The organism is Caulobacter sp. GW821-FHT11E10, from assembly GCF_058808375.1.
Window position 1 is genome coordinate 200749 of sequence record NZ_JBXARP010000007.1, and the last position, 24849, is coordinate 225597.

A 24849-nucleotide genomic window follows, 5' to 3' on the forward strand; every position below is an offset into this window, starting at 1 on the left:
CCTAGAACCGCCCCGCCCTGAAATCCTCGAACGCCTGCACGATCTCCTCGCGCGAGTTCATCACGAACGGACCGTGCCAGAACACCGGCTCCTCGATCGGACGGCCGGCCAGCAGCAAGACCCGCGCGTCGGTGATCGCCTCGACCACCACCTTGTCGCCCTTGCCCAGGAAGACGCCCGACAGCGCCTCGACCTTGCCGCCCGACACCCGGACCTGGCCCTCATAGACCGCCAGCATGGCGTTGCGGTCGTCGCCGACAGGCTCCTCGAACCGCGTCCCGGCGGGCAGCACGACGTCGAAATAGAGCGCGTCGACCGCGCCGCCGCCGATCGGACCAGCGGTTCCGGCATCCGTGACACCCGAGATCACCTTGACCGAAACCCCGCCGTCGCGGGCCTCGACCGGGATGGCGTCGCTTTCGAATTCCGAATAGCCGGGCTCGCTCATCTTCAGCCTGGCGGGCAGGTTCACCCAAAGCTGGAAGCCGCGCATGCGGCCCTGCGCCTGCTCCGGCATCTCGGAATGGACGATGCCCTTGCCGGCCCGCATCCACTGGATGCCGCCCGGCCCGATTACGCCTTCGCGCCCAGTGTTGTCGCGGTGCCGCATCCGGCCTTCCAGCATATAGGTCACGGTCTCGAAGCCACGATGCGGATGGTCGGGGAAACCGCCCATGTAGTCGGACGCCTGGTCGTTGTCGAAACAGTCCAGCATCAGGAACGGGTCGAACATCTGGGCTTCCGCCGTGCCCAGCATGCGGGTCAGGCGCACGCCGTCGCCATCCGAGGCGGGCACGCCCTTCACGATCTTCACAACGGGTCGAATGCTCATGGGAGCTCCTTTCGCCGATCGATATCGGGTCTTGTTACAGTTCGTGCAAGGGGTCCGAGCGACCGGGGCTGGTTCGCCTTTCCCGGCCATCCGTGCTAATCGCCCGCCCAACGAAATCCACGAGAGTTCCATGGCCCTTAAAGTCGCCATCGTCGGCCTGCCCAACGTCGGCAAGTCCACCCTGTTCAACGCCCTGACCCAGACGGCGTCGGCCCAGGCCGCCAACTATCCGTTCTGCACGATCGAGCCCAACACCGGCGAGGTCGCGGTGCCCGAGCCGCGCCTGGACGCCCTGGCCAAGATCGCCGGTTCGAAAGAGATCATTCCCGCCCGGATCACCTTCGTGGACATCGCCGGCCTGGTGCGCGGCGCGAGCAAGGGCGAAGGCCTGGGCAACCAGTTCCTGGCCAATATCCGCGACTGCGACGCCGTCGCCTTCGTCGCCCGCTGCTTCGAGGACGGCGACATCGTCCACGTCGAAGGCCGCATCGACCCGATCAGCGATCTCGAGATCATCGAGATGGAGCTGATGCTGGCCGACCTGGAAAGCCTGGAAAAGCGCGTCCCCGCCCTGGAGAAGCGCGCCAAGGTCGGCGCCGACAAGGAAAGCGCCAATACCCTGCGCCTGGCCAACATCGCCCTGGCCCTGCTGCGCGAGGGCCGCCCGGCCCGCGCCGCCAAGATCGACGCCGACGACGAGAAGGCGTGGCACATGCTGCAGCTGCTGACCTCGCTGCCGGCCCTCTATGTCTGCAATGTCGACGAAGGCTCGGCGGACAAGGGCAACAAGTACAGCGACCTGGTCGCCGAACGCGCCGCCAAGGACAACGCCAAGTCGGTGGTCATCTCGGCCCAGATCGAGAGCGAGATCGCCCTGCTGGACGCCGAGGAGCGCACCGAGTTCCTCGAGACCCTCGGCCTGGAAGAACCCGGCCTGAACCGCCTGATCCGCGAAGCCTACAAGCTCCTGGACCTGCAGACCTATTTCACGGTCGGCCCCAAGGAAGCCCGCGCCTGGACCATCCACGTCGGCGACACCGGCCCGCAGGCGGCCGGCGTCATCCACACCGACTTCGAGAAGGGCTACATCCGCGCCGAAACCATCGCCTATGACGACTTCGTCAAGCTGGGCGGCGAGAACGGCGCCAAGGAAGCCGGCAAGATGCGGGCCGAAGGCAAGGACTACGTCGTCAAGGACGGCGACGTGATGCACTTCCGCTTCAACGTCTAGGCGCCAAGATCATCAAGCGGCCGGAGCGGAAACGCCCCGGCCGTTTCTCGTTGGGGAGCCCCCTGCATGGCCGATACGATCACCCTGACCGCCGCCCACGACGGCTTCGCGTTCGAAGCATTGCACGCTCAGCCGGATGGCGCGCGCAAGGGCGGCGTGATCGTGATCCAGGAGATCTTCGGCCTGGACCGGTATGTCCACGAGGACGTGGCCCGCTGGGCCGCGCGCGGCTTCGAGGTGGTGGCCCCGTCGATGTTCGATCGCGGCCAGAAGAGCTTCACCGCCCTGCACGACGAGGCTGGCTTCGCGCGCGGCCGCGAGTTGGCCGTGGCCAACGGCCCCGACAACGCCATGGGCGATGTCCAGGCCTGCATCGACTTCCTGCGGGCGCGCGGCCCAGTGTTCGTGGTCGGCTACTGCTATGGCGGGACCATGGCCTGGCTGGCGGCGTCGCGTTGCGAGGGCCTGTCGGCGGCTTCCAGCTACTATGGCGGCCAGGTCGCGGGCATGGCCAAGTTCAAGCTGTCCTGCCCGGTCATCGTCCATCTGGGCCGCAAGGACCAGCATATCCCCGCGGACGACGTGAAGGCCGCCATCGCGGCCGCCCATCCCGAGACGCCGGTCCACATCTACGAAGCGAGCGGCCACGGCTTCAACAATGACGGCCGACCAGATTCTGACCCCGCCGACGCCGAACTGGCTCGGGAACGCACCCTGGCGCTGTTCTTGTCTCGGATCTGACCCGGTTCGACGCGGACCGCTCGACACCATCGCCTGAGGTTGTACTCTCGCGAGCATGGAGAGAGGGGAGTTTCCGATGAAACCCGTATTTATGGCCCTCGCGCTGACCTGCGCGCTCGCGGCCGGCGCTGCGACGGCCCAGACCAGCTTGCAGAAGGCCGGCGCCGCGCTCAGCGAAACGCCGGCGATGGTCGATCCCAACTTCGGCCAGCGCATCTTGAATGCCGAATCCAGCGGCCAGGGCTTCCGCGAGTCCGGCAACCCGCTGGTCGTCACAAAGGCCGGCAATCTGCTGGCCGAGGCCGGTGTGACCTGTGACACCAAGGACGCGGCCATCGTCAGCGACTCGAAAAAGGGCTCCACCTACGAGGTGGCCTGCCGCGACGACTTCGGTTGGATGGTCACCAGAACGTCCGAAGGCATCACCGCCTACGACTGCATCGCCATCCAGGCCTCAGCCAAGGCCGCGCCCAAGGGGCTGGGCAAGGGCACCATGGCCACCTGCCGGCTGCGCGCCAATGTCGGCAACATGGCCGGTCCCCAGGCTCTGGTGAAGAAGATCGGCGCCAAGTGCACCGTGTCCGACGCCACCTATTTGGGCGGCGGCGGCAATCCGCCGATCGGCCGCTACGAGGTCGCCTGCAAGGAAGGCGCTGGCTTCGTCATCGACAAGCCGCAGCCCAAGTCGACCGCCCGCCTGCTGGCGGCCGCCTGCTCGACCGACCCCAACAGCCGCTTGCCCTGCACCTTGGCCAAGAAGTCGTAAGGTCCACGTGACCGACGGTTTTCAAGGTCAGCGGATCGCCCTCGCCGCACGCGGGGGCGCTCCGTTCGCCGCCTACCACGCCCCCGCCCGGGAAGCCCGGCGCGGGGGTATCGTCATGCTGCACGCGATCTGGGGCGTCACGCCCCACATCCGCCAGCTGTCCGACACCCTGGCCGAGCAGGGCTATGAGGTCATCGCGCCCAGCCTGATGGACGCGGCCGACGCCGCGTTCCCCATCCAGGATACTGAGCCGGCGATCCTCGACGACCGCATGGCCATGGGCAAGCTGACCGGCTGGGGCGTCTCCACCCTGCCCCGCGTCCAGGCGGCCATCGACGCGATGGAGGGGCCGGTGTTCGCCATGGGCTTCTGCTACGGCGGCACCACGGCCTGGCTGGCGGCCTGTCGCTGCGAGCGCCTGCAAGCCGTGGCGGCCTTCTACGGCGGCGACATCGTGGCCTATCGCGACGAGACGCCGAAGGTCCCGACCATCCTGCATTTCGGCAAGACCGACGCCATGATCCCGATGACCGACGTCGACGCGATCCGCGACGCCCATCCGGACCTGCCGATCTATCTCTACGATGCAGGGCACGCCTTCGTGGCGCCCAGCGGCCACCATGCCGACAGCGCCCGCCTGTCGCTGCTACGGACCCTGCAGCTGTTCCAGCGCTCGGGCGGAACCAAGGCCGAGGCTTGAGCGTGAGCGGCGGGCCGCATAGGCTCCCCGCATGATCCGTTCACTGACCGCCCTCACCCTGTCCCTGCTGCTCGCCGCGACCCCGGCCTTGGCCCAGACCGTCGTCATCGTCCGCCACGGCGAGAAGGTCTCGCCCAACGGCGACCCTGACCTGTCAGAGCTTGGCCAGGCGCGCGCCAAGGCCCTGGCCGCCAGCCTGTCCGGCGCCAAGGTCAGCGTGGTGCTGGCCACCCCGCTCAAGCGCACCCAGCAGACCGGTCAGCCCACCGCCGACGCGGCCGGGCTCAAGATCCTGCCGGTCGCTCTCGACGGCGGCGTGGCCGCCCACGCCCAGCGCGTCGCCGACGAGGCCCGCAAGGCCCCCAAGGACGCCACGGTGCTGATCGTCGGCCACAGCAACACCTATACCGACATCGCCCGGGCCCTGGGCGACACCGCGCCCGAGACCCTGACCGACTGCGAGTACGACCACATGACGGTCATCCAGCTGGGCGGCGCGGCGCCCAAGGCGATCCACGCCCGCTACGGCGCCCCGACCCAGGCCTGCCCGTAGTCCCTATTTCGGCGAGATGGCGCCCGCCGTCGGCCAGGCGCTGTCGCCGACCCGCTTGAGGTTCATCTCGAAGAACTGCACCGGCGGGCGGCCGTCCATCACCCGCTCGCCGATCTCGCGCCAGGCGCCGTCCTTGATCACGGCGGTGTAGCGGATGGTCATCGGCCCGGCCGGGATCTCCCAGATGTAACCGTCGGCCGTCGGCGTCAGCTTGAAGTCGCCCGCCTGGCCCATGGCGTAGGAGTGGAAGGCATAGACGCCAGTCGCGGGCTCGAACGAGATCACCCCGAAGGCGTTGAAGCCGGTCGAGCCGTCGGCGTTGTAACCGCGCCCCTCGACCACCTTGATCGAGCCGCCCAGCAACGGGCCGATGCGCTCGGTCTGGGTCAGCTCGTGCTTGCCGCTCGGGGTCAAGGTCCAGGCCGGACCGCGCCAGACGCCGTCCATGACCGCCAGCTTCTTCATCGCCTCGGCCTGGGCGGCGATGCGCGGCGCGGGGTCCGGCGGCATCTGGGCCAAGGCCGCGCCGGCCGAAAAGACGACGACGGCGGCCGTGGCGATGGAGACGAGTAGCTTGCGGGTCATGGCGATCCTCCCCTGGGAACGCCGCATGGCGTCCCGGATGTCGCCTATACTTTGTTATGCAAAGTTCTTTTCGTCAACCTGAGGCCTGCGCGTGAGCAGGCGGCGCACCGGCTCGCGCAGCCAGATGGCCAGGGGGATCAGCCAATAGGCGAAGCCCGGCAACCACGGCGCCTTGGCCATCGGCCCGAAGGTCAGGCCCGCCGAGACCACGCCGGCGACGGCCGAGATGGTCCAGACCTCGAAACTGATGCGGATCGGGAGCTGGTTCTCGGCCGTGACACCGAACGCCTCGGGTCGCCGCAGCGGTCGCAGATAGAGCGCCGCGAACAGCCCCGCCAGGATCGCGAAGCCGACGCCGTAGATGCGGAAGAGATCGCGCAGATCCCCGAGCGTGCGGATGATCTCGGTCCCGCCCAGGAGGCCGCGCGAGAGCCAGACGAAGCCGGACTCGATCAGCATCCGCAGCGGGAAGACGTAGATCAGCACCGTGAAGACGATGGCCAGGGCGTTGAGGGTCGACAGCGTGTCGCGGCGCGGCACCAGCCGGCCGAACTCGCGATAGGCCATCCAGAACATGACGACCAGGGTGAAGGCCCCCAGCGAGGCCGGGATCCGGCCCAAGGCGCGCCACAGGTCGGCGATACTGGCCGTCTGCTCGGCGCTGGCGATGATCAGCAAGGTGACCGAAAAGGCGAAGGCCGCGTCGACGAACGCATCCAGCCGCCGGCTCGCCTCGTGCTCCGGATCATGCCCGTCCGACATCGTCGCCCCTCCTGCCCCGATAGGTCGGCAGGATGGGGACGCGTAACGGCGTTTGTCGAGAGGCGTCGCGCAACCGTCACGGCTGAGCTAGGATTTCGCCATGCGTCGTTGCGTCCCAGTCCTGGCCCTGAGTCTCGTCCTGCCCCTGGCCCTCGCCGGCGCCGCGCGGGCCGGCGAAGCCAAGTGCTGGTTCGAGAACGGCGCGGTCATCGTCCCGGCCGTGATCGCCGACATGGCCGGCGACTATGTCGTCGACCTCTCGGCGCCGCGCACCCTGCTGCACGAGACCAAGGCCCAGATGGCCGGCATCACCGAGCCGGAGCTGATCCTGCCGGTCGAGATCGCCGGCCTGAAGGCGCCGGCCGTGTCAGTCAAGGTCGCCGACCTCGACGCGCGGGGCGCGGGCTTCGTCACCCCAATCGCCGGCGTCATTGGCATGGACGTCCTGGCCGGCCACAGCGTCGAGATCGACTTCGCCCACTGCCGGGTGCGCATCGACCAGCCCTGGCGCGCCCGCCGGCAGGTCGTGTTGCCGGTCGAGGTGGTCGATGGCCTGCCGACCATCGCCGCGGCCGTCAGCGACGGCCCCACGGCCCTGCGCGGCGCCTTCGCGATCGATACCGCCTCCCTGGCCATGGCGCGCCTGTCGACGCGGGGCGCGGCGGCCAGCGGCAAGCTGGATCCGAACGCGCGCCACAAGGCGCCGGCCCGGTTGCGCGCGCTGTCGATCGGCGGGGTCCTGGCCGAAAACGTTCCCGCCGCCTTGGCCGAGGACCTGCCCGAGGGCGTGGCCGGAACCCTGGGCACCGGTCTCTGGGCCCGCCACCGCCTGCGCCTCGCCGCCGACGCCCGAACCTTGTCGGTCGCGCCGTGAGGCCGTAAGGCTGAAAACTCAGACGCAGGAGAGCGCCTTTGATCGTCGTCGCCATCACGCACAGCCGCCGCAGCGGCGACGCGAGCCCACGCGCCTGACGCCGCCGCTCGGCCCATCGCACTGATCCCAGCGCGCTTTTCCAAAGCCGAGACTTTTGATGCTCATCGAAGCCAAGACCGAACACTTCGCCGCCCTGCTGCGCGGCGAGGCGCCTGATCCCTATCGCCTGTGCGACAGTCCGTTAGCGCCCCCGGAGGTGCTGGCCATGCTGGCCGAACTCGCCGACCGCATCCGCGAGACCTTCAGCCCGTCCGCCTGGATGATGGTGGAGGACGGCGAGATCGTCGGCCTGATCTCGCCCGTCGACACGCTGGACCTGACCGACCGCTCCCTGCGGATCGGCTACGGCGTCGCGCCCACTCGGCGGGGCAAGGGCGTCGCCACTCGGGCCGTCGCTGAACTGGCCGCCTGGGCTCGGGCGGACGACCGCGTGCTGGCCCTGACGGCGGAGACCTCGATCGACAACCCCGCCTCGCAGGCGGTGCTGAGCCGCAACGGTTTCCGGGCCGTGGGCGAGCGGGTCGACGGAGAGGACGGGCCGCTGATCTGCTGGCGGTTGGAGGTGTAGCTGGCCCACCATCCATAACCCTCGTCATCCCGGACGGCCCGTAGGGCCGATCCGGGGCCCAGGAGCCGGCGCACCGCTGTTGCCCCTGGGTCCCGGCTCTACGCTTCGCTTCGGCCGCGATGACGAGGGGTTTGGCGCTCAAGAAAAAGGGCCCGGTGTTTCCACCGGGCCCTTCCATGTTCAGCGCTGGAAGATCGCCGCCCGGAGCGCGCTAACGCGCTCCACCTTTTGGGCTGAGCCTGCTTAGGCAGGCTCAGTGCGACTCGTTCTTCCAGACGGTCTTGTAGCTGGCGTACAGCAGGCCCGAGAGGAGCAGCAGGTAGATCAGAACGGCGAAGCCGGTCTGCTTGCGCTCTTCCAGCTTGGGCTCGGCGGCCCACATCAGGAACGCCGAGACGTCCTTGGCCTGCTGGTCGACGGTCGACTTGGTGCCGTCGTCGAAGGTGACCAGGCCATCCTTCAGCGGCGGAGCCATGGCGATGAAGCCGCCCGGCGGGACGTGCTTGTGATCGCCCGACCAGGCCGACGACAGGTCGCCGGGGAAGTACTGGTTGTAGTGACCGCCCGTCGGAACCTTCAGGCCCGCCGGAGCCGCCACATAGCCGGTCACCACCGAATAGATGTGAGCCGGGCCTTCTTCGCGGGCCTTGGCCAGCAGCGACATGTCCGGCGGCAGGGCGCCGCCGTTCGAGGCGCGGGCCGCGGCTTCGTTGGCGAACGGCGCCGGGAAGCGGTCGGCGCTGGTGGCCGGGCGCTTGATGGCGTCGCCGGTCTCACCGTCGATGTCGTTGACCTCGTAGTCCTTGGCGATCGCCTTGACCCACGGGTTGTCGTTCGAGTTCGGGTACTTCTCGTTGAAGAACGGACCACCCTTGTCGCCGAGGTTCCGGAAGGCGACCAGCTTCATCGAGTGGCAGGCCGCGCAGACTTCGCGATAGACCTTGTAGCCGCGCTGCAGCTGGGCCTGGTCGAACTTGCCGAACGGGCCTTCGAACGACCAGTGCACTTCCTTGGCCGGCAGGGCCCCGCCGTTGGCGAGAGCCGGGCCGGCCAGGCCGACGACCAGGAGACCCGCCGCCGCCGCGATAACCGAGAGTTTGCGGAGCATCGGGATCAACCCTTATGAGCGTCGGCCGAGAGGGCCGGCGAAGCGATCGAGTCCGGCACGGGCAGGGTCTTTTCGACCAGACCCAGGACCGGCAGCACGACCAGGAAGAAAGCGAAGTAGTAGAGCGAGGCGGCGCGGCTGAGCCACACGAAGCTGTTCAGGTCCGAACCGCCCAGCTGGAACGTGGTCAGGTGCGGGATCACCGGATCGTCGGGCAGCTTGGCGCCGCAGAAGCCCAGGATGATGCAGGCCACCAGGAAGAACACGAAGTAGATCTTCGCGGTCGGGCGGTAGCGCATCGAGCGCACCTTCGAGGTGTCCAGCCAAGGCAGGGCGAACAAGCAGGCGATGGCGCCGAACATGGCCAGCACGCCCATCAGCTTGTCCGGCACGGCGCGCAGGATCGCGTAGAACGGCAGGAAGTACCATTCCGGAACGATGTGCGACGGCGTCACCAGCGGGTTGGCCTCGACGTAGTTGTCGGCGTGGCCCAGGGCGTTGGGCATGTAGAAGACGAAGAAGGCGAAGAGGATCAGGAAGACGCTCATCGCGAAGCCGTCCTTCACCGTGGCGTACGGCGTGAAGGCGACGGTGTCGGCCTTCGACTTCGGATCGACGCCGGTCGGGTTGTTCTGGCCGACCACGTGCAGGGCCCAGATGTGCAGGATCACGAGACCCGCGATCATGAAGGGCAGCAGGTAGTGCAGCGAGAAGAAGCGGTTCAGGGTCGGGTTGTCGACCGCGAAGCCGCCCCACAGCCAGGTGGTGATGCTCTCGCCGACCAGCGGCAGGGCGCCGAACAGGTTGGTGATCACGACGGCGCCGTGGAACGACATCTGGCCCCAGGGCAGGACGTAGCCCATGAAGGCGGTCGCCATCATTAGCAGGTAGATCACGCAGCCCAGCAGCCACAGCACTTCACGCGGCGCCTTGTAGGAGCCGTAGTAGAGGCCGCGCAGCATGTGGATGTAGACGGCGATGAAGAACATCGACGCGCCGTTGGCGTGCATGTAGCGGATCAGCCAGCCGTAGTTCACGTCGCGCATGATGTGCTCGACGGAGGCGAAGGCGTGCTCGGCGCTCGGCGTGTAGTGCATCACCAGGATGATGCCGGTGATCAACTGCGAGGCCAGGCACAGCGACAGGATGCCGCCGAAGGTCCACCAGTAGTTCAGGTTCCGCGGCGTGGGATAGTCGACGAACGAGTCGTAGCCCAGACGGATGATCGGCAGACGGGCGTCGAGCCAGCGCTCGATACCGGTCTTGGGTTGATAGGTCGAATGTCCGCTCATTTCGCTTAGCCGATCTTGACCTTGGTGTCGGTGAGGAAGGCGTACTCCGGAACCACCAGGTTCGTGGGCGCGGGGCCCTTACGGATACGGCCAGAGGTGTCGTAGACCGAGCCGTGGCACGGGCAGAACCAGCCACCGTACTCGCCGCCGCCGAAGGTCGGGACGCAACCCAGGTGGGTGCAGTTGCCGCCGACGATCAGCCAGTTGGACTTGCCCGGCTTCACGCGCGAGGCGTCCGTGGCCGGATCCTTCATCGAAGCGTTGTCGTCGGCCACGGCCTTGGCGATCTCGGCCTTGGTCCGGTTACGCACGAACAGGGGCTTGCCGCGCCACTTGACCGTGACCTGCTGGCCTTCGGCCACCTTGGTCAGGTCGAACTCGGTCGAAGCCAGGGCCCGCGTGTCGGCGGACGGGTTCATCTGGTCGATGAACGGCCACACCAGGGTCGCGCCGCCGCCCGCGGCGGCCGCGATCGCGGCGATGTGAATGAAGTCGCGCCGGGAGGGATCGCTCCCGTGTTCCGGCTCGGTCGTTGCGCCCACGGCGGTGTCGGCCACCTTAAGTCACCCTTCGATTCCGCCGCGCCGCGGAAGCGACCGGCTTGGAGAAGCGTCATTCGACGCCATATCTTGCTCGACCCGCTAACGGATCTCCGCCACAAGGCAGCGGTCGGATCGTCGTATCGGACGCGCGGACCGAGTCCGCAAGTCCTTTCGATTCGCGGCAAAGCCCCTGCTGCCCTTGTGGTTGGTTCGCTTATTATGCGCATCGCACTTTTTCAACCAGGCATTCCCCAAAACGTCGGGGCCGCGATCCGGCTTTGCGCCTGTTTCGACGTCGGCCTGGACGTCATCGAGCCCTGCAGTTTTCCGTTGGACGACAAGAGCTTGAAACGCGCGGCCCTGGATTACGGGCCTCTGGCGCACCTGAAGCGCCACGACGGCTGGGAGTCATTCCTTAAGGCGCCGGAACGGGCCGAGGGCCGCCTGCTGCTGTTCACCACCAAGGGCGCTACGCCCTTCCACAGGTTTTCGTTCGAGCCCGGCGATACGCTGCTGTTCGGCAACGAGAGCCGGGGGGCGCCGGACGAGGTTCACGCGGCGGCGGAGGGCCGGATCGTCATCCCCATCCGCCCTGAAACACGCTCGATGAACCTGGCCACCACGGCGGCCATGGCCCTGGGCGAGGCCCTGCGGCAGACGGGTGGTTTTCCGGGTTGAGAAATCCTCCCCCCAGCGGGGGAGGTGGCGCGAAGCGCCGGAGGGGGAAGTCTTGCGAACCTTGCCCCTTCCCTCTCCGTCGGCTGCGCCGACACCTCTCCCCTGGGGAGAGGATTTTCCAGCTCAGTCCCCGAAATCCACGTCCCGCCGCGCGGCGACGATGGTCACGATGAAGCCGGCAAGCACGTCCAGCAGCACCATCAGGGTGATCAGGAAGAAGGTCGAGGTCGCGAAGGCCGGAAAGAGCAGGAACTCGACCAGGCAGCCGATGAACAGCACCATCGACAGCGAGTGGTTGATGATCGCGATCTTGCGGCTGGTCGTCGACTTCAGCAGCTCGACGAACAGCACCACCAGCGAGGCCGCCAGCAAGAGGTCGCCCATGCTGACCGACCATTCGGCCCGCGAGGTCATGTGGATGGTGAAGAGCTGGTTGCCCAGGCGGACATTGGCGTCCACGGCCTTGAAGCCGCCCGTCAGGGTCAAGGCGATCAGGTTGTAGATCAGCACCGGCAAGGCCAGCAGCGGAACCGCGGCGAACATCGAACTTCCCCCTCTAGAGCCTGCCCGGTTTAGATGGCCCCATCTAGACCGGATAAACAGGCTCTATGCCCAAACATCGAGCGCGCGTTCGAGCGCTCTCGGCGGATGCAAGCCGCCGTCTTGGTTAAGGGGTAGCCGGAATTTCGCCGACGGTGAAGCCGGGTCGCCCGTCGCGGGTCAGGCTTCGTCCACGCCTTGGGGATTGCGGGCCCGCGACTGCAGCCACATCACGCCCAGCAGGTCCGAGACCGAGGCCTTCAGGCGGCCGAAGTTCGTGTACTTCGACACCCCGGTCTCGCGGTGCCGGTGGTTCACCGCCTCGAACGCCACGTCGTAGCCCTCGCGCAGCATCAGGGCCGGGATGTAGCGGTGGATGTGATCGAAGTACGGCAGGCGCAGAAAGGCCTCGCGCCGGAAGGCCTTCAGACCGCAGCCGGTGTCGTTGGCGGTGTCCTTCAGCAGGCGCTTGCGCACGCCATTGCCGAACTTGGAGGCGAAGCGCTTGGCGTTGCTGTCCTGGCGCTTGACGCGCTCGCCGCCGACCAGGGCCAGGTTTTCAGGACCCGCCTTGAGCGCCCGAGCAAGGCGCGGGGCGTCGGCCGGATCGTTCTGGCCGTCGCCGTCCAGGGTGACGATGATCGCGCCCCGGGCGGCGAGGATGCCGCTGCGCACAGCGCGGCTCTGGCCCGAATTCTTGCGATGGCCCAGCACGCGTAGCTGCGGGATCTCGGCCTTCAGAGCGACCAGCAGGGCCTTGGTGTCGTCGCGGCTGGCGTCGTCGACGAAGATCATCTCGTAGTTCTCGCCGGCGAAGGCGGTCGCGATCTCGCGCGCCAGGCTCGGGGCGGCGCCGCCCTCGTCGAAGACGGGCACGACGACGGAGAAATCGGGGGCGGCGGCGCTGTTGGCGTTCATCGCCCTCTAATAGCGGAAAAATTCCCACACGAAAGGATCGTGCTATTCCATGCCGCATGACGCTTGAATCTCGCCTGGATGACTGGAGCCGGGGGTGGCGCGGCCCCCTGTTCGCCGCGCTGGTTGCCCTGATCGCCGGTCTGCCCGGCCTGTTCGCCATGCCGCCGCTGGACCGCGACGAGTCCCGCTTCGCCCAGGCCACGTCCCAGATGCTGGAGACGGGCGACTATGTGGTGATCAAGTTCCAGGACCAGCCGCGCTTCAAGAAGCCTGTCGGCATCCACTGGCTGCAGTCCGTCAGCGTCAAGGCGTTCTCCGACGCCGAGGACCGGCGGATCTGGGCTTATCGCATCCCGTCCCTGCTGGGCGCGATGCTGGCGGCGGCGGCCTGCGCCTGGGGCGCGGCGGCCCTGCTGGACCCGCGCACCGGCCTGCTGGCCGGATCGATCCTGGGCTCGACCTTCCTGCTGTCGTCCGAGGCCTTCATCGCCAAGACCGACGCGGCCCTGTGCGGCAGCACCACCCTGGCCATGGCGGCCCTGGCGCGCATCTACGCCGCCCACCTGAAGGGCGAGACCTCCAGCAAGTCGACCAAGCTGCTCTTCTGGCTCGGCCTGTCGGTCGCCGCCCTGATCAAGGGCCCCGTCGGCCTGCTGGTGGCGATCCTGGCCCTGGTCGCCCTGGCGATCTGGGACCGCAAGGCGGCCTGGATGAAGGACCTGGGGTGGACCTGGGGCCTGATCCTGTTCGCCGCCGTCGTCCTGCCCTGGGCGATGATGATCACCGTGGCCACCGACGGCGCCTTCTGGGGCGCGGCGGTCGGCGCGGACCTGGCGCCGAAGCTGGCCGGCGGCCAGGAAGGCCACTCCGGTCCGTTCGGCTATCACACCCTGCTGGCCCCGGTCCTGGCGTTCCCGACCACCCTGCTGTTGCCCGCCGCCCTGGTGGTCGGCTGGACCAAGCGGAACGAGCCCGGCGTGCGGTTCGCCGTCTGCTGGCTGGTCCCGACCTGGCTGATGTTCGAGCTGCTGCCCACCAAGCTGGCCCACTACGAACTGCCGGCCTATGGCGCCCTGGCGATGCTGATGGCCGCCGCCGTGCGCGAGCCGCTGAACAGGGCGGCGCGTTGGCTGGGCGCGGGCCTCTCCATCTTCGCCGGCCTGCTGCTGGCCGCCGTCGCCGCCTATGGTCAGAAAGAGTTCGGGACCGGCGGAGACCTGGCCTGGGCCCTGCTGGCCGGCGCCCTGGCGCTGGGCGCCGGGATCGCCGGGGCCGTGCTGCTGCTGCGTCACCACTCGGCCCGCGCCCTGGTCACCGCCGGGGTGCTGGGGATCGGCGCCCACATCGCCCTGACGGCCGGCCTGATCCCGCGCCTGGAGCCGTTGTTCCTGTCCAAGGACGTCGCCGACGCCCTGGACCGCACCCGGCTCTCGCCCCGCTCGGGCGCCGCCGGCCCGGTGGCCCTGACCGGCTATTCCGAGCCCAGCCTGATCTTCCAGCTGGGCACCACGACCGAACTGACCGACGGCGAAGGCGCCGCCGATGCGATCGCCGAGGGCCGCCCGGCCGTGGTCGAGGGGCGCGAGGAGAAACCCTTCCGCGCCGCGCTGAAGAGCCTGGGCCTGACGCCGCGCCCCGTCGCGGTGATCCAGGGCCTGAACTATTCCGACGGCGACGAGGAGCGCCTGACCGTCTATCGCGGCGAGCCGCAGGTCCCCGCGCCGGAAGCCGTCGAACCCCAGGAGCTCCCGCGATGAGCCGCTTCATCCAGATCGTCGAGGTCGGTCCGCGCGACGGCCTGCAGAACGAAAAGACCTCGCTGTCGGTCGACGACAAGCTCGACCTGATCCGCAAGCTGGAAGCCGCCGGCGCCCGGCGCACAGAGGTGGTGTCGTTCGTGAACCCCAACCGCGTGCCGCAGATGGCGGGCGCCGAGGAGATCATGGCCGCCTTGCCTCCGGACCTCGTCCACTCGCGGATCGGCCTGGTGCTGAACATGCGTGGCTGGGAGCGCTGCGTCGCGGCCCAGTGCGACGAGGCCAATGTCGTGGTCTGCGCCTCGGACGGGTTCGGGGTCGCCAACCAGGGCGCCACGGTCGGCCAGCAGATCGACACCCTGGCCGCCATCGCCGAGCGCCAGGCGGTCGAGGGCGGTCCGCCGATCACCGCCACGATCTCGGTGGCCTTCGGCTGCCCGTTCGACGGGGAGGTGTCCGAGGACCAGGTCGTCGCCATCGTGCGCGAGGCCGCCGCCCTGGGCGTGCCCGAAATCGCCATCGCCGACACCATCGGCGTGGCCGATCCCTGGACCGTCCGCAAGCGCCTCGAGGCCGTCCGCGCCGCCGCGCCCGACGCCCGCCTGCGCATGCACTTCCACGACACCCGCAACACGGGCCTGGCCAACGCCTATGCCAGCGTCGAGGCCGGGGTCGACGTGCTGGACGCCTCGGTCGGCGGCCTGGGCGGCTGTCCGTTCGCGCCGAACGCCACGGGCAATATCGGCACCGAGGATCTGGTCTACATGCTGGAACGGGCCGGCTTCGAGACCGGTTACGACCTGGCGGCGCTGATCGAGATCGGCCGCGAGATCAGCGCCAAGCTGGGCAAGGCCCCCGCCTCGTCCCTGGCCCGCGCCGGAGGTTTCCCCGCATGAAGCGTTTCGCCGCCGTCCTGCTGCCCCTGACCTTGGCCGCCTGCGCCGCCGCGCCCGTCACCGAAGCCGCCGCGCCGCGCTGTGACGTGACGATCAAGTTCGGCAGCTACGGCATGGGTATCGACCGCGAGCTCGCCGACAAGGTCGCCGTGGCCGTGAAGGCCGACCGCGAAATCGCCCGCTCGGAACGCAAGCCCTGGGGCCGCGAAGGCGAATTCGACCAGTGCCTGACGGCGAAGTCCGGCCGCGACGTGAAAGCGATGTACGAGCGCTACCGCGCGATGCTGCCGGCCAAGAGCCTGAAGGCCCCGACCTCGATCGAGGGCCCGGACGGAGTGAGGTTCGAGACGATCGGGCCGATGTGACCGCGTAGGCGGTCATCCCGGCGAAGGCCGGGATCCAGCAAACGAACGCGGGCTTTTCCGGCCAGCGGTGAAACCACTCACCCTCCCACCGCTTCGCGGCGGGCCCCTCCCTCTCTCTATGAGAGAGGGTTTCTGAGTAATGCTTAAATCGGCCGCCCGGTCAGCTTCCAGAGCAGCGGCCGGCACACCGACATCAGCATGATGGCCGGGGCCAGCAGCACCGCCGCCGCGAACAGCTGCAGGCTGTCGGCGCGCTTGATGAAGTAGCGGGTCAGGCCCACGCCCTTATGGAACTCCACCTTCACGGGGTGCTCCAGGCTGGTGTGGCCGAGGTGGACGACCTGGGCCTGGGGCTGGAACAGCACCTGGCCGCCGGCCCGGCGGGCGCGCCAGCACAGGTCGATGTCCTCGACGTGCAGGAAGTAGCCCTCGTCGAAGCCGCTCAGGGCCTCGAAGTCGCGGCGGCGCATGGCGAAGCAGGCGCCGGAGATGGTCGGCATCGGCACGGGCGCGCCTGGCACCGGCTCGTTCTCGCGGTGGATCTCGAACCCGGCCAGCTTGGGATAGCGGCGGGTCAGTTGGCCGAAGCTGAGCACGGTGCTCATCGGCGTGACCTCGCCACGACGACCGCCGCGCTGCTCGGAGCCGTCGACGTTCAGCACCCGGGCGCCGACCACGGTCGGGGTCGGCTGGCCCTTGAAGGCGGTGACCAGGGCGGCCACGCAGCCCGTCTGCAGGTTGGCGTCGGGATTGAGGAAGACGATGTACTCGCCGGCCGCCGTGCTGGCGCCCAGATTGGCGCCGCGGGCGAAGCCGATATTGCCGTGACCCTGCTTGAGCACGACGCGCGGTTCGGTCAGGGCCAGCGAGCGCAGCATGTCCTCATCGCGCGCGCTGGAGCCGTTGTCGACGATGACGAATTCGTCGACCAGGGCCTCGGCCAGCACGTGCTTGATGCTTTCGACCAGCGCTTCTCCCGTCCGATAGACGACCATGACCACGGACACGTTCGGACGAGCCGGACGCGCACCCGCGGCGAGGGTCGAGATGGACGGGAGGATGCTGTTCATCAGGCGGTCGCGGCCTCCCTGACAACACCCTGGGCGCGCGCGACATCGGGCGGCGTGGCGTCGGCCTTCAGCACGCGGAGGGCTTCTTCAAGCGGCAGGATGTTCTGACCTTCACCACCCAGGCGGCGAAGGGCCAGTTGCCCCGTCTCAGCTTCCTTGCGTCCGACCACCGCGATCACAGGCACCTTGGCGAGGCTGTGCTCGCGAATCTTGTAGTTGATCTTCTCATTACGCAGATCCACTTCCGCGCGCATCCCCAAGCTCGTCAATTTCTCGACGACCTCGCGGGCGTAATCGTCAGCGTCGGACGTAATCGTAGCCACGACCACCTGCGTGGGCGCCAGCCAGACTGGCAACGCGCCCGCGAAGTTTTCCAACAGGATGCCGATGAAACGCTCGAAGGACCCCAAGATCGCTCGGTGAAGCATCACCGGACGCTTCTTCGAACCATCCTCCGAAACGTACTCGGCGTCCAATCGTTCCGGCAAAACAAAATCAAGTTGCAGCGTGCCGCACTGCCAAACTCGACCAATGGCGTCCTTCAGCGAGAACTCTAGTTTCGGGCCGTAGAAGGCGCCTTCACCTGGCTGCAGCACCAGGGTCTCGCCCGCTGCCTCGGCTGCCGCGGACAGGGCGGCTTCAGCCTTGTCCCAGACTTCATCCGAGCCGGCGCGCAGTTCCGGACGCGTCGAGAACTTGGTGTCCGCCAACGTCATGCCCAGGTCGTTATAGACGCTGCGCAACAGTTCGATGAACCGGGCGCTTTCCTCCGTGACCTGCTCTTCGCGGCAGAAGATGTGGGCGTCGTCCTGGGTGAAGGCGCGCACCCGCATGATGCCGTGCATGGCGCCCGACGGCTCGTAGCGGTGGCAGGCGCCGAACTCGGCCATGCGCAGCGGCAGCTCGCGGTAGCTCTTCTGGCCGACGTTGAAGATCTGGATGTGGCCGGGGCAGTTCATCGGCTTGACCGCCAGGACCTCGCCCTCGGCGCTTTCGCACATGAACATGGCGTGGCCGAACTTCTCGGCGTGGCCCGACTTCTCCCACAGGCTCTTGTCGAGGATCTGCGGCGTCTTCACTTCCTTGTAGCCGGCCGCATCGAGGCGGCGGCGCATATAGTCCTCGAGCACGCGATAGAGCGCCCAGCCCTTGGCGTGCCAGAACACCATGCCCTTGCCCTCTTCCTGGATGTGGAAGAGGTCCATCGTGCGGCCCAGCTTGCGGTGATCGCGGCGCTCGGCTTCCTCGATGCGCTTCAGGTGCGCTTCCAGGTCGGCGTCCGAGGCCCAGGCCGTGCCGTAGATGCGCTGCAGCTGGGCGTTGTTCTGGTCGCCGCGCCAGTAGGCGCCGGCCAGCTTCGTCAGCTTGAAGGCCTTGCCGACGTGCTTCGTCGACGGCAGGTGGGGGCCTCGGCAAAGGTCTTTCCAATTGCCCTGGCGATAGACCGTGATCGTGTCCGTGCCCGGCAGGTCACGGATGATCTGGGCCTTGTACTGCTCGCCGATGCCGTCGAAGTGGGCGATGGCCTCCTCGCGGTCCCAGACCTCGCGCGTGATCTTCTCGTCGCGGTCGACGATCTCCTTCATGCGCTTTTCGATCTTCTCCAGATCGTCGAGGCTGAAGGGCTCGTCGCGGGCGAAGTCGTAGTAGAAGCCGTCCTCGACGTTCGGGCCGATCGTGACCTGCGTGCCGGGGAACAGCTCCTGCACCGCCTCGGCCAGCACGTGGGCCGTGTCGTGGCGGATGGTCTCGAGGGCCTCGGGGGCCTCGCGCGTCAGGATCTCGAACTTGCGCTCACCCGTCAGCAGGTCGGGCGTCAGCGGGCGATCCAGGTCCAGGACCTGTCCGTCCAGCTTGATCAGCAGCGCCTTCTTTTCCAGCGACTTGGAAATGGCGGCGGCGACGTCGCGGCCCGACGAGCCGTCAGGATACTGACGGGCCGAGCCGTCGGGGAAAACCAGATCGATCATTCTTCACATATCCACTTGCGTGGCTGGCGTCGCGGCGGCGGCGGGTCGTACCCGGAACCCCCTAACGGATTGCAGCGGCAAATCCGTCGCAACGCCAACCAGGAACCCTTGAGCGGGCCATGATCCTTGAGGGCGGCGGCCGCATACTCCGAGCAGCTCGGCGCGAAGCGGCACTGACGCCCGATGAGAGGCGAGAGCGTCAACTTGTAGGCCCGCAGGCCAAGGTCGACGGTGCGTTCGTAGAAGGTCATGCCGGCGCGCGACTTGTTGCAGTGCGGGTTACACACCCCGAGAAGGATGCGATCAAGCCGCGCCGGCGGTGCTAGTTCGCGTTTCGCCGACGCCTGTTGCCTTCCGGACAGCCTCAACCGTCGCTTCGAACGCCAGCAGCGTCGAAGCGTGACGGGCGGGATAGTCCTTGACCGGCTCCAGCACGGCGAGCTCCGCAAACCGGCCCGCGGGAGGCGAACCGTTCGCCTTCAGCATAGCGACAAGAGAGTCGCGCGCCAACTCGATGTCGGAAAGTTCCGCCCCGACGACGTTGGCGCCCAGGATCGCGGCGGCCGCCTGGCCCAGGGCGCAGGCCGAAACCTCCTGGGCGTAGTCGATCACCTTGCCGTCCCGAACCACCACATCGACGGTGATCTTGCTGCCGCACAGCTTGGCGACCTTCTCGCTGCTGGCGTCGGGCGCGGCCAGGCGTCCGGCGCGCGGCATGTTGGCCACGAGCCCCAGGATCCTGGCGCTGTAGAGGTCGTCGATCATCGCTGCTCTAAGATGGGGTCTTCTGGCGCTCGGACCAGATCGCCTCGGCCCGGTCGCGGACGGCCTCGCCCATCTCCGTGAAGGCGGCCTTCAGCTTGCGGCGCTCGTCGCGGCTGACCATGCGCAGCAGCAGACCCATGAACAGCTCGCCGTTCGAGAAGGTCGAATTGCTGGGGCCCATAGACTCGATCTCGAGATAGCGGATCGCCGTGACGAACCCGCCCAGGCGCGAGGACCGCCAGTGCAGCTGCTCGTACGGCACCCAGTCCTGGACGATCGGCGAGATCACCACCGCCGGCTGGCCGGGCAGGTGCTGCTCCAGCGTCATGGTCGTGCCGATCTTCAGCTGGCCCTGGGCCTTGCGGTAGAGCGGGTTCCAGTCCGTCCAGGAGTCGAAGTCGGAGACGACTTCCCAGACGATCTCGGCGGGGGCCTGCACCCCGAGGCGGTGTTCGACGGCGCGCTTCATCTGCGGGCTACCCTTTTAGTCCTTCATCCGCCAGGTCGCGCCGGCCGGACCGTCCATGACCACCACGCCCAGGGCGTCGAGCTGGGCGCGGATGGCGTCGGCGGCGGTCCAGTCCTTGGCGGCCCGGGCGGCGACCCGCTGGGTCAGCAGGTCCTCGACCTGGGCCTTCAGCTCGTCGGAGGCGTCGCCCTCGAACCAGCTGTCCGGATCGGCCTGCAGGAAGCCCAGCAGCGCGCCGGCCTCCAGCAGGCGCGCCTTGTTGGCGGCGACGGCGACGGTGTCGCCGGCCGTCACGGCCTTCTCGATCAGGCTCGACACCTCGAAGAAGCTCGACACCGCCAGCGGCGTGTTGAGGTCGTCCATCAGGGCGGAGATGGTTTCGGCCGGAGCCTCCATCGCCTGGTCCATCGGGACGTCCTTGGCGCGACGCAGGGCGCCGTACAGGCGGTCCAGCGACTTCTTGCTCTGCTCGATCAGCTCCGGCGTCCAGTCCAGCGGCTGGCGGTAGTGGGCCGACAGCAGCGCCCAGCGGATAACCTCGCCCGGCGTGGTCTTCAGCAGTTCGTGCGGGATGATCACATTGCCCAGGCTCTTGGACATCTTCTCCCCGCCCATGTCGAGGAAGCCGTTGTGCATCCAGTAGTTGGCCAGGACCGGCAGGTCATGGGCGCAACGCGACTGGGCCACTTCGTTCTCGTGGTGCGGGAAGGTCAGGTCGATGCCGCCGGCGTGGATGTCGATGGTCTTGCCCAACGACTTGTCGATCATGGCCGAGCACTCGATGTGCCAGCCCGGACGACCCGCGCCCCAGGGGCTTTCCCACTCGGGCTCGTTCTCCTTGGACGGCTTCCACAGCACGAAGTCGGCCGGGTGGCGCTTGTAGGGCGCGACCTCGACGCGGGCGCCGGCGATCATCTCGTCCAGGTCGCGGCCCGACAGCTGGCCGTAGTCGGCGAAGCTCTGGGTGTCGAACAGCACGTGGCCCTCGGCGGCGTAGGCCTTGCCGTTGTCCACCAGCTTGCCGATCATCTCGACGATCGCGCCGATATGGTCGGTGGCCTTGGGCTCGAGGTCAGGACGCAGGGCGCCCAGCGCGTCGGCGTCCTCGTGATAGGCGGCGAGATAGCGGTCGGTGATGACCTTGATCGCCACGCCCTCGTCGGCGGCCTTCTTGTTGATCTTGTCGTCCACGTCCGTGACGTTGCGCGCATAGACCACCGCGTCCTCGCCATAGAGGTGGCGCAGCACGCGATACAGCACGTCGAACACCACCACGGGCCGGAAATTGCCGATGTGGGCGTGGTTGTAGACCGTCGGACCGCAGACATACATCGTCACCCGCTGGGGATCGGCGGGAACGAAGTCGCGCTTCTCGCGCGTCATGGTGTCGTGGATCTTCAGGGTCATTGGGTCGCGGCAACCTAACGTAACGGAGGTGTTGCTCCCGAAGGGAGCCGGCCCCATATAGCTAGGACGCGCCCTGATCACCACGTCTGTTTGGTGCAGGAGGCGCGACGGGTGGCACGCGTAATTCCGGGGCGACAGGCGCTCCGGCGCAACTCAGCCCGGGAAACCTCCCCAAAACATGGACGCACTGACCCGCGAGCGAACCCTGATCGGCACTGACACCGGTCTTGATCTTGAACCCGCCCAGCGCCCCACCCGAGACGAGGCCATGGCCGCCGTCCGGACCCTGCTGGCCTGGGCCGGCGACAACCCCGACCGCGAAGGCCTGCTCGACACGCCCGAGCGCGTCGTCGACGCCTATGGCGAGTGGTTCGCCGGCTACAACGGCGACCCGGCCAAGGAACTGTCCCGCACGTTCGAGGACGTGCAGGGCTACGACGACATGGTCATGCTGCGCGGCATCGACGTGCAGAGCCATTGCGAACACCACATGGCCCCGTTCCTGGGCAAGGCGTGGATCGCCTACATGCCGACCGGCAAGGTCGTCGGCCTGTCGAAGCTGGCGCGTCTGGTCGAGATCTTCGCCAGGCGTCTCCAGACCCAGGAGACCATGACCATGCAGATCGCCGACGCCATAGAGGATCACCTCAGCGCCGCCGGCGTGGCCGTGCTGATCGACGCCGAGCACCAGTGCATGAGCACCCGCGGCGTCCACCACCACGACGTCTCGACCATCACCACCCAGTTCCGCGGCGTCTTCAAGACCGACAAGGTCCTGCAGCAGCGGTTCATGGATCTGGTGCGGAAGTAGGTCACTGCGTCCTTCGAGGCTCGGCTTCGCCTCACACCTCAGGATGAGGAATTCAGTACAGATTTCCTCATCCTGAGGCGCCCGCGCAGCGGGCCTCGAAGGACGCAAGGTTTCTAAGCCGCCGCCCGAATCCCCTCGCGGATCCGCGCCACGCAGGCGTCCACCGGCCGGTGAACCACCGTCACCAGCACGAAGCTGATCAGCATCAGCAGGTACCAGGCGCCCATCTTCTCGATCGGCACCAGTCGCCAGCCGGCGGCCTGGCTGGGATAGATCCACGCGCCGGCGAAGGTGCCGAGGTTCTCGGCGAACCAGATGAACAGCGCCACCAGCACGAAGCCCATCAGCATCGGCATCCGCCGCGCCGTCTGGTCGGGCGTGAACACGAACCAGCTGCGCCCGAACAGGATCGCCGACAGGGCGAACAGGCCCACCCGGATGTCGATCATGTAGTGGTGGGTGAAGAAGTTGGCGTAGATCAGCACCGCCAGGATGTGGGTGGTCCAGAACGGCGGATAGCGCACGAAGGTGATGTCGAACAGCCGCCAGGCCCGGGCGATGTAGCTGCCGACGCAGGCGTACATGAAGCCGGTGAACAGCGGCACGCCGCCGATCCGCAGCAGGCTGGGCTCGGGATAGATCCACGAGCCGTGGGCGGTCTTGAACAGCTCCATCAGCGTCCCGACGACGTGGAACATGAAGATGACCACCGCTTCGTCCCAACGCTCCAGCTTCAGGGCCAGCAGCGCCGCCTGGATGGCGACGGCGGCGACCACCAGGAAGTCGTAGCGAGCGATGACGGCCTGCTCGGGCCACAGCAGCTTGGTGCCGACCAGCAGGGCCAGCATCAGCGCGCCGAACAGGCAGGCCCAGGCCTGCTTCAGCCCGAACAGCAGGAATTCATAGGCGTAGCCGTTCCAGCGCGACTGGCGCGCCCACGGTCGTGCTCTCTCGTCCAGCGCCGCCACGCCGGCCTTGATGCGGTCTTTCAGGCTCATCGCGTCCCCTAGAGCGCGCCCACGGCATGGCCGCCAACACACTCCAAACCTTGATCAGAGCCTGCCCCCGCTGGCTCCTCGGCGGCGGAAACTAGCGCAGGCGCCCGCCCTGCGCCATATGTGGCGCCATGAGCACCGACCTGTTCCCCAAAGTCCACGACAAGCACGCGCTGGAACGTGGAACCGCCCTCGCCCCCCGCTTCAACGCCGACGGCCTGGTCGTCGCGGTGGCCCAGCACGCCGACACCGGCGAGATCCTGATGCTGGCCTGGATGAACGACGAGGCGCTGAAGCTGACGGTCGAGACCAGCATCGCCCACTATTTCAGCCGCTCGCGCAACGAACTCTGGAAGAAGGGCGAGACCAGCGGCCAGCTGCAGGACGTCGTCGAGTTGCGGGTCGATTGCGACCAGGACGCGGTGCTGATCAAGGTCCGCCCGCGCGGCGACGGCGGCGCCTGCCACGTCGGCTTCCGCTCGTGCTTCTACAGGGTGCTGGAAGACGGGGCGCTGGTCGAAAGGCCCTGATCGTCAGCCTTGAGGCGCTTCTTTCGCAGAAGCTCCGCCGCCCACGGCTCGAACCAGCGATGCGCCGCCCAGGCCGCCGTCAGGGCCAGCGGGATCGCCAGGGCGTTGACGCTCCAGCGTGGCCAGCCCTCGGGCAGACCGCGCGCGACCTCGGCCAGGCCCAGCACGATCGGGATGTGCAGGGCGTAGAGCGCGTAGGACATCCCCGCCAGCCTATCTAGGACCGGCCGTAGTCGTCCGACCTCCGCCCGCGCCGCCGAGGCGACCAGCAGGGGGAAGATCGCCAGCGCCGCGATCAGATCGAAGACCGCTCGCGCGCTGTCCGGAACCGGTGGCGACAGGACCAGGACCACCGCCGCCAGGATCACCGCGATCGGCGCGGCCGGGACCTTCAGCCGGCCCTCGGCGGCCAGGCGCGCCAGCAGCACGCCCGCGAAGAAGCCGAACACCACGCGCGGCGCGCCGGTCCACCAGCCGTTGCCGTAGGGCCCCAGCGAGCCGGTGCCCGAGGTCAGCACCAAGGCCGCGTGCGCGACGCCGCCGATTACGACCAGCAGCACCATCCGCCGCGTCGTCAGCCACGGCGCGACCAGGGCGTAGAGCAGGTTGGCGACCAGCTCCCACATCAGCGACCACTGCGGTCCGTTCAGCGGAAAGACGTCGCGGCCCGCCGTGAATGGAACGAAGACCAGCCCCAGCACCAGCAGCAACAGGATCGAGGCCGGGTCCTTGCCGCCAGCCAGCCAGATCGCCGCCCCCAGCAACAGGCCCAGCAGCGCCATCGGATAGAGCCGCTTGAGCCGCTTGCGCATGAAGCTCGCGCCTTCGCCGGCCATGAGACCCGCGTCATAGGCCCGGGCCAGTACGAAGCCGCTGATCACGAAGAACAGATCGACCGCCAGATAGCCGTGGCCCAGCACCTCGAGCGGCCCAAACTCACGAGGAAAGGAGAGCCCCCGCGCATGGAAAGCCAGCACCAGCAGGGCGGCGAGGCCTCGCAGGGCGTCCAGGCCGGGGATGCGGCTTGCGGTCATGATCCCATCGGACCATGGATTGGTTGAGAA

29 protein-coding genes and 2 pseudogenes are annotated in these 24849 nt (G+C 67.9%); 14 read left to right on the plus strand and 17 right to left on the minus strand.

Going from position 1 to position 24849, the window contains the following annotated elements:
* Position 1: 1 nt before the first annotated feature.
* The gene (locus AC1RRV_RS16455) at positions 2-832 is read right to left on the minus strand and encodes a pirin family protein (RefSeq protein ID WP_492860728.1); all 831 of its coding nucleotides are present in this window, start codon (positions 830-832) and stop codon (positions 2-4) included.
* Positions 833-962: 130 nt separating this feature from the next.
* Between AC1RRV_RS16455 and ychF the strand changes: the two genes are divergently transcribed.
* From ychF to AC1RRV_RS16480, 5 genes are all read left to right on the plus strand, one after another.
* Positions 963-2063, plus strand: a complete 1101-nt coding sequence (gene ychF, locus AC1RRV_RS16460; RefSeq protein ID WP_492860729.1) for a redox-regulated ATPase YchF — start codon at positions 963-965, stop codon at positions 2061-2063.
* A 66-nt stretch (positions 2064-2129) separates the two neighbouring features.
* Positions 2130-2804, plus strand: a complete 675-nt coding sequence (locus AC1RRV_RS16465; protein WP_492860730.1) for a dienelactone hydrolase family protein — start codon at positions 2130-2132, stop codon at positions 2802-2804.
* 76 nt (positions 2805-2880) lie between these two features.
* Positions 2881-3570 carry a hypothetical protein gene (locus AC1RRV_RS16470; protein ID WP_492860731.1) on the plus strand — a complete coding sequence of 230 codons (690 nt, stop codon included), beginning with the start codon at positions 2881-2883 and terminating at the stop codon, positions 3568-3570.
* Between the two features lie 7 nt (positions 3571-3577).
* Positions 3578-4270, plus strand: a complete 693-nt coding sequence (locus tag AC1RRV_RS16475; protein WP_492860732.1) for a dienelactone hydrolase family protein — start codon at positions 3578-3580, stop codon at positions 4268-4270.
* Positions 4271-4301: 31 nt separating this feature from the next.
* Positions 4302-4823, plus strand: a complete 522-nt coding sequence (locus AC1RRV_RS16480; protein ID WP_492860733.1) for a SixA phosphatase family protein — start codon at positions 4302-4304, stop codon at positions 4821-4823.
* 3 nt (positions 4824-4826) lie between these two features.
* On the opposite strand, the gene AC1RRV_RS16485 is transcribed toward AC1RRV_RS16480, so the two are convergent.
* Together AC1RRV_RS16485 and AC1RRV_RS16490 are read right to left on the minus strand one after the other, a co-directional pair.
* Positions 4827-5408 (minus strand): DUF1579 domain-containing protein, encoded by a 582-nt coding sequence (locus AC1RRV_RS16485; RefSeq protein ID WP_492860734.1) that lies wholly within the window; start codon positions 5406-5408, stop codon positions 4827-4829.
* Positions 5409-5462: 54 nt separating this feature from the next.
* Positions 5463-6170 carry a TMEM175 family protein gene (locus tag AC1RRV_RS16490; protein WP_492860735.1) on the minus strand — a complete coding sequence of 236 codons (708 nt, stop codon included), beginning with the start codon at positions 6168-6170 and terminating at the stop codon, positions 5463-5465.
* Between the two features lie 100 nt (positions 6171-6270).
* Here AC1RRV_RS16490 and AC1RRV_RS16495 point away from each other — a divergent pair, with 100 nt between their 5' ends.
* Together AC1RRV_RS16495 and AC1RRV_RS16500 are read left to right on the plus strand one after the other, a co-directional pair.
* Complete coding sequence (locus AC1RRV_RS16495) at positions 6271-7044, plus strand: hypothetical protein (protein ID WP_492860736.1); 774 nt, start codon at positions 6271-6273, stop codon at positions 7042-7044.
* A 157-nt stretch (positions 7045-7201) separates the two neighbouring features.
* Positions 7202-7672, plus strand: a complete 471-nt coding sequence (locus tag AC1RRV_RS16500; protein WP_492860737.1) for a GNAT family N-acetyltransferase — start codon at positions 7202-7204, stop codon at positions 7670-7672.
* A 23-nt stretch (positions 7673-7695) separates the two neighbouring features.
* Here the strand turns inward: AC1RRV_RS16500 and AC1RRV_RS16505 are convergent.
* The 4 genes and pseudogenes from AC1RRV_RS16505 to petA all read right to left on the minus strand — a co-directional run.
* Positions 7696-7794 (minus strand): annotated as a pseudogene (locus AC1RRV_RS16505) (hypothetical protein); the annotation flags it as partial.
* A 131-nt stretch (positions 7795-7925) separates the two neighbouring features.
* Positions 7926-8780, minus strand: coding sequence for a cytochrome c1 (locus AC1RRV_RS16510; RefSeq protein ID WP_492860738.1), 855 nt, complete (start codon positions 8778-8780; stop codon positions 7926-7928).
* A gap of 5 nt (positions 8781-8785) precedes the next feature.
* Positions 8786-10072 (minus strand): cytochrome b, encoded by a 1287-nt coding sequence (locus tag AC1RRV_RS16515; protein ID WP_492860739.1) that lies wholly within the window; start codon positions 10070-10072, stop codon positions 8786-8788.
* Positions 10073-10077: 5 nt separating this feature from the next.
* A complete protein-coding gene (gene petA, locus AC1RRV_RS16520; RefSeq protein ID WP_492860740.1) occupies positions 10078-10629 on the minus strand; it encodes a ubiquinol-cytochrome c reductase iron-sulfur subunit in 552 nt (183 codons plus the stop codon).
* Between the two features lie 204 nt (positions 10630-10833).
* Here petA and AC1RRV_RS16525 point away from each other — a divergent pair, with 204 nt between their 5' ends.
* On the plus strand, positions 10834-11292 hold the full coding sequence (locus AC1RRV_RS16525) for a tRNA (cytidine(34)-2'-O)-methyltransferase (RefSeq protein WP_492860851.1): 459 nt from the start codon (positions 10834-10836) through the stop codon (positions 11290-11292).
* Positions 11293-11415: 123 nt separating this feature from the next.
* On the opposite strand, the gene AC1RRV_RS16530 is transcribed toward AC1RRV_RS16525, so the two are convergent.
* Positions 11416-11835 (minus strand): hypothetical protein, encoded by a 420-nt coding sequence (locus AC1RRV_RS16530; protein ID WP_492860741.1) that lies wholly within the window; start codon positions 11833-11835, stop codon positions 11416-11418.
* A 177-nt stretch (positions 11836-12012) separates the two neighbouring features.
* Entirely contained in the window at positions 12013-12750 is a 738-nt protein-coding gene (locus AC1RRV_RS16535; protein WP_492860742.1) for a glycosyltransferase family 2 protein, read from the minus strand.
* 56 nt (positions 12751-12806) lie between these two features.
* On the opposite strand from AC1RRV_RS16535, the gene AC1RRV_RS16540 reads away from it, so the two are divergent.
* Genes AC1RRV_RS16540 through AC1RRV_RS16550 form a run of 3 tightly spaced genes read left to right on the plus strand, consistent with a single transcriptional unit; the run spans position 12807 to position 15768 of the window.
* A complete protein-coding gene (locus tag AC1RRV_RS16540) occupies positions 12807-14507 on the plus strand; it encodes an ArnT family glycosyltransferase (protein WP_492860743.1) in 1701 nt (566 codons plus the stop codon).
* On the plus strand, positions 14504-15403 hold the full coding sequence (locus AC1RRV_RS16545) for a hydroxymethylglutaryl-CoA lyase (protein WP_492860744.1): 900 nt from the start codon (positions 14504-14506) through the stop codon (positions 15401-15403). Before AC1RRV_RS16540 ends, AC1RRV_RS16545 begins: the two co-directional genes overlap by 4 nt.
* Positions 15400-15768, plus strand: a complete 369-nt coding sequence (locus tag AC1RRV_RS16550) for a hypothetical protein (protein ID WP_492860745.1) — start codon at positions 15400-15402, stop codon at positions 15766-15768. Before AC1RRV_RS16545 ends, AC1RRV_RS16550 begins: the two co-directional genes overlap by 4 nt.
* A gap of 143 nt (positions 15769-15911) precedes the next feature.
* Here AC1RRV_RS16550 and AC1RRV_RS16555 read toward each other — a convergent pair whose 3' ends face one another.
* From AC1RRV_RS16555 to cysS, 6 genes are read right to left on the minus strand one after another with little or no spacing between them, the layout of a single operon-like run.
* Positions 15912-16838 (minus strand): glycosyltransferase family 2 protein, encoded by a 927-nt coding sequence (locus AC1RRV_RS16555; protein ID WP_492860746.1) that lies wholly within the window; start codon positions 16836-16838, stop codon positions 15912-15914.
* The gene (thrS, locus tag AC1RRV_RS16560) at positions 16838-18808 is read right to left on the minus strand and encodes a threonine--tRNA ligase (protein ID WP_492860747.1); all 1971 of its coding nucleotides are present in this window, start codon (positions 18806-18808) and stop codon (positions 16838-16840) included. Before thrS ends, AC1RRV_RS16555 begins: the two co-directional genes overlap by 1 nt.
* The gene (gene yidD, locus AC1RRV_RS16565; protein WP_492860748.1) at positions 18805-19059 is read right to left on the minus strand and encodes a membrane protein insertion efficiency factor YidD; all 255 of its coding nucleotides are present in this window, start codon (positions 19057-19059) and stop codon (positions 18805-18807) included. The genes thrS and yidD overlap by 4 nt, the downstream gene beginning before the upstream one ends.
* A 52-nt stretch (positions 19060-19111) precedes the next feature.
* Positions 19112-19573, minus strand: coding sequence for an iron-sulfur cluster assembly scaffold protein (locus tag AC1RRV_RS16570; RefSeq protein WP_492860749.1), 462 nt, complete (start codon positions 19571-19573; stop codon positions 19112-19114).
* Positions 19574-19580: 7 nt separating this feature from the next.
* Positions 19581-20042 carry an SRPBCC family protein gene (locus AC1RRV_RS16575; protein ID WP_492860750.1) on the minus strand — a complete coding sequence of 154 codons (462 nt, stop codon included), beginning with the start codon at positions 20040-20042 and terminating at the stop codon, positions 19581-19583.
* Positions 20043-20057: 15 nt separating this feature from the next.
* Complete coding sequence (cysS, locus tag AC1RRV_RS16580) at positions 20058-21449, minus strand: cysteine--tRNA ligase (RefSeq protein ID WP_492860751.1); 1392 nt, start codon at positions 21447-21449, stop codon at positions 20058-20060.
* A 178-nt stretch (positions 21450-21627) separates the two neighbouring features.
* Here cysS and folE point away from each other — a divergent pair, with 178 nt between their 5' ends.
* Positions 21628-22260, plus strand: coding sequence for a GTP cyclohydrolase I FolE (gene folE / locus AC1RRV_RS16585; protein WP_492860752.1), 633 nt, complete (start codon positions 21628-21630; stop codon positions 22258-22260).
* 6 nt (positions 22261-22266) lie between these two features.
* Positions 22267-22367: pseudogene (locus tag AC1RRV_RS16590) on the plus strand (hypothetical protein); the annotation flags it as partial.
* A 6-nt stretch (positions 22368-22373) separates the two neighbouring features.
* On the opposite strand, the gene AC1RRV_RS16595 reads toward AC1RRV_RS16590, so the two are convergent.
* The gene (locus AC1RRV_RS16595; protein ID WP_492860753.1) at positions 22374-23258 is read right to left on the minus strand and encodes a DUF817 domain-containing protein; all 885 of its coding nucleotides are present in this window, start codon (positions 23256-23258) and stop codon (positions 22374-22376) included.
* Positions 23259-23386: 128 nt separating this feature from the next.
* Between AC1RRV_RS16595 and hisI the strand changes: the two genes are divergently transcribed.
* Positions 23387-23785, plus strand: coding sequence for a phosphoribosyl-AMP cyclohydrolase (gene hisI / locus AC1RRV_RS16600; protein ID WP_492860754.1), 399 nt, complete (start codon positions 23387-23389; stop codon positions 23783-23785).
* Here the strand turns inward: hisI and AC1RRV_RS16605 are convergent.
* Positions 23743-24819, minus strand: a complete 1077-nt coding sequence (locus tag AC1RRV_RS16605; protein WP_492860755.1) for an acyltransferase family protein — start codon at positions 24817-24819, stop codon at positions 23743-23745. The genes hisI and AC1RRV_RS16605 overlap by 43 nt on opposite strands.
* Positions 24820-24849: the final 30 nt, after the last annotated feature.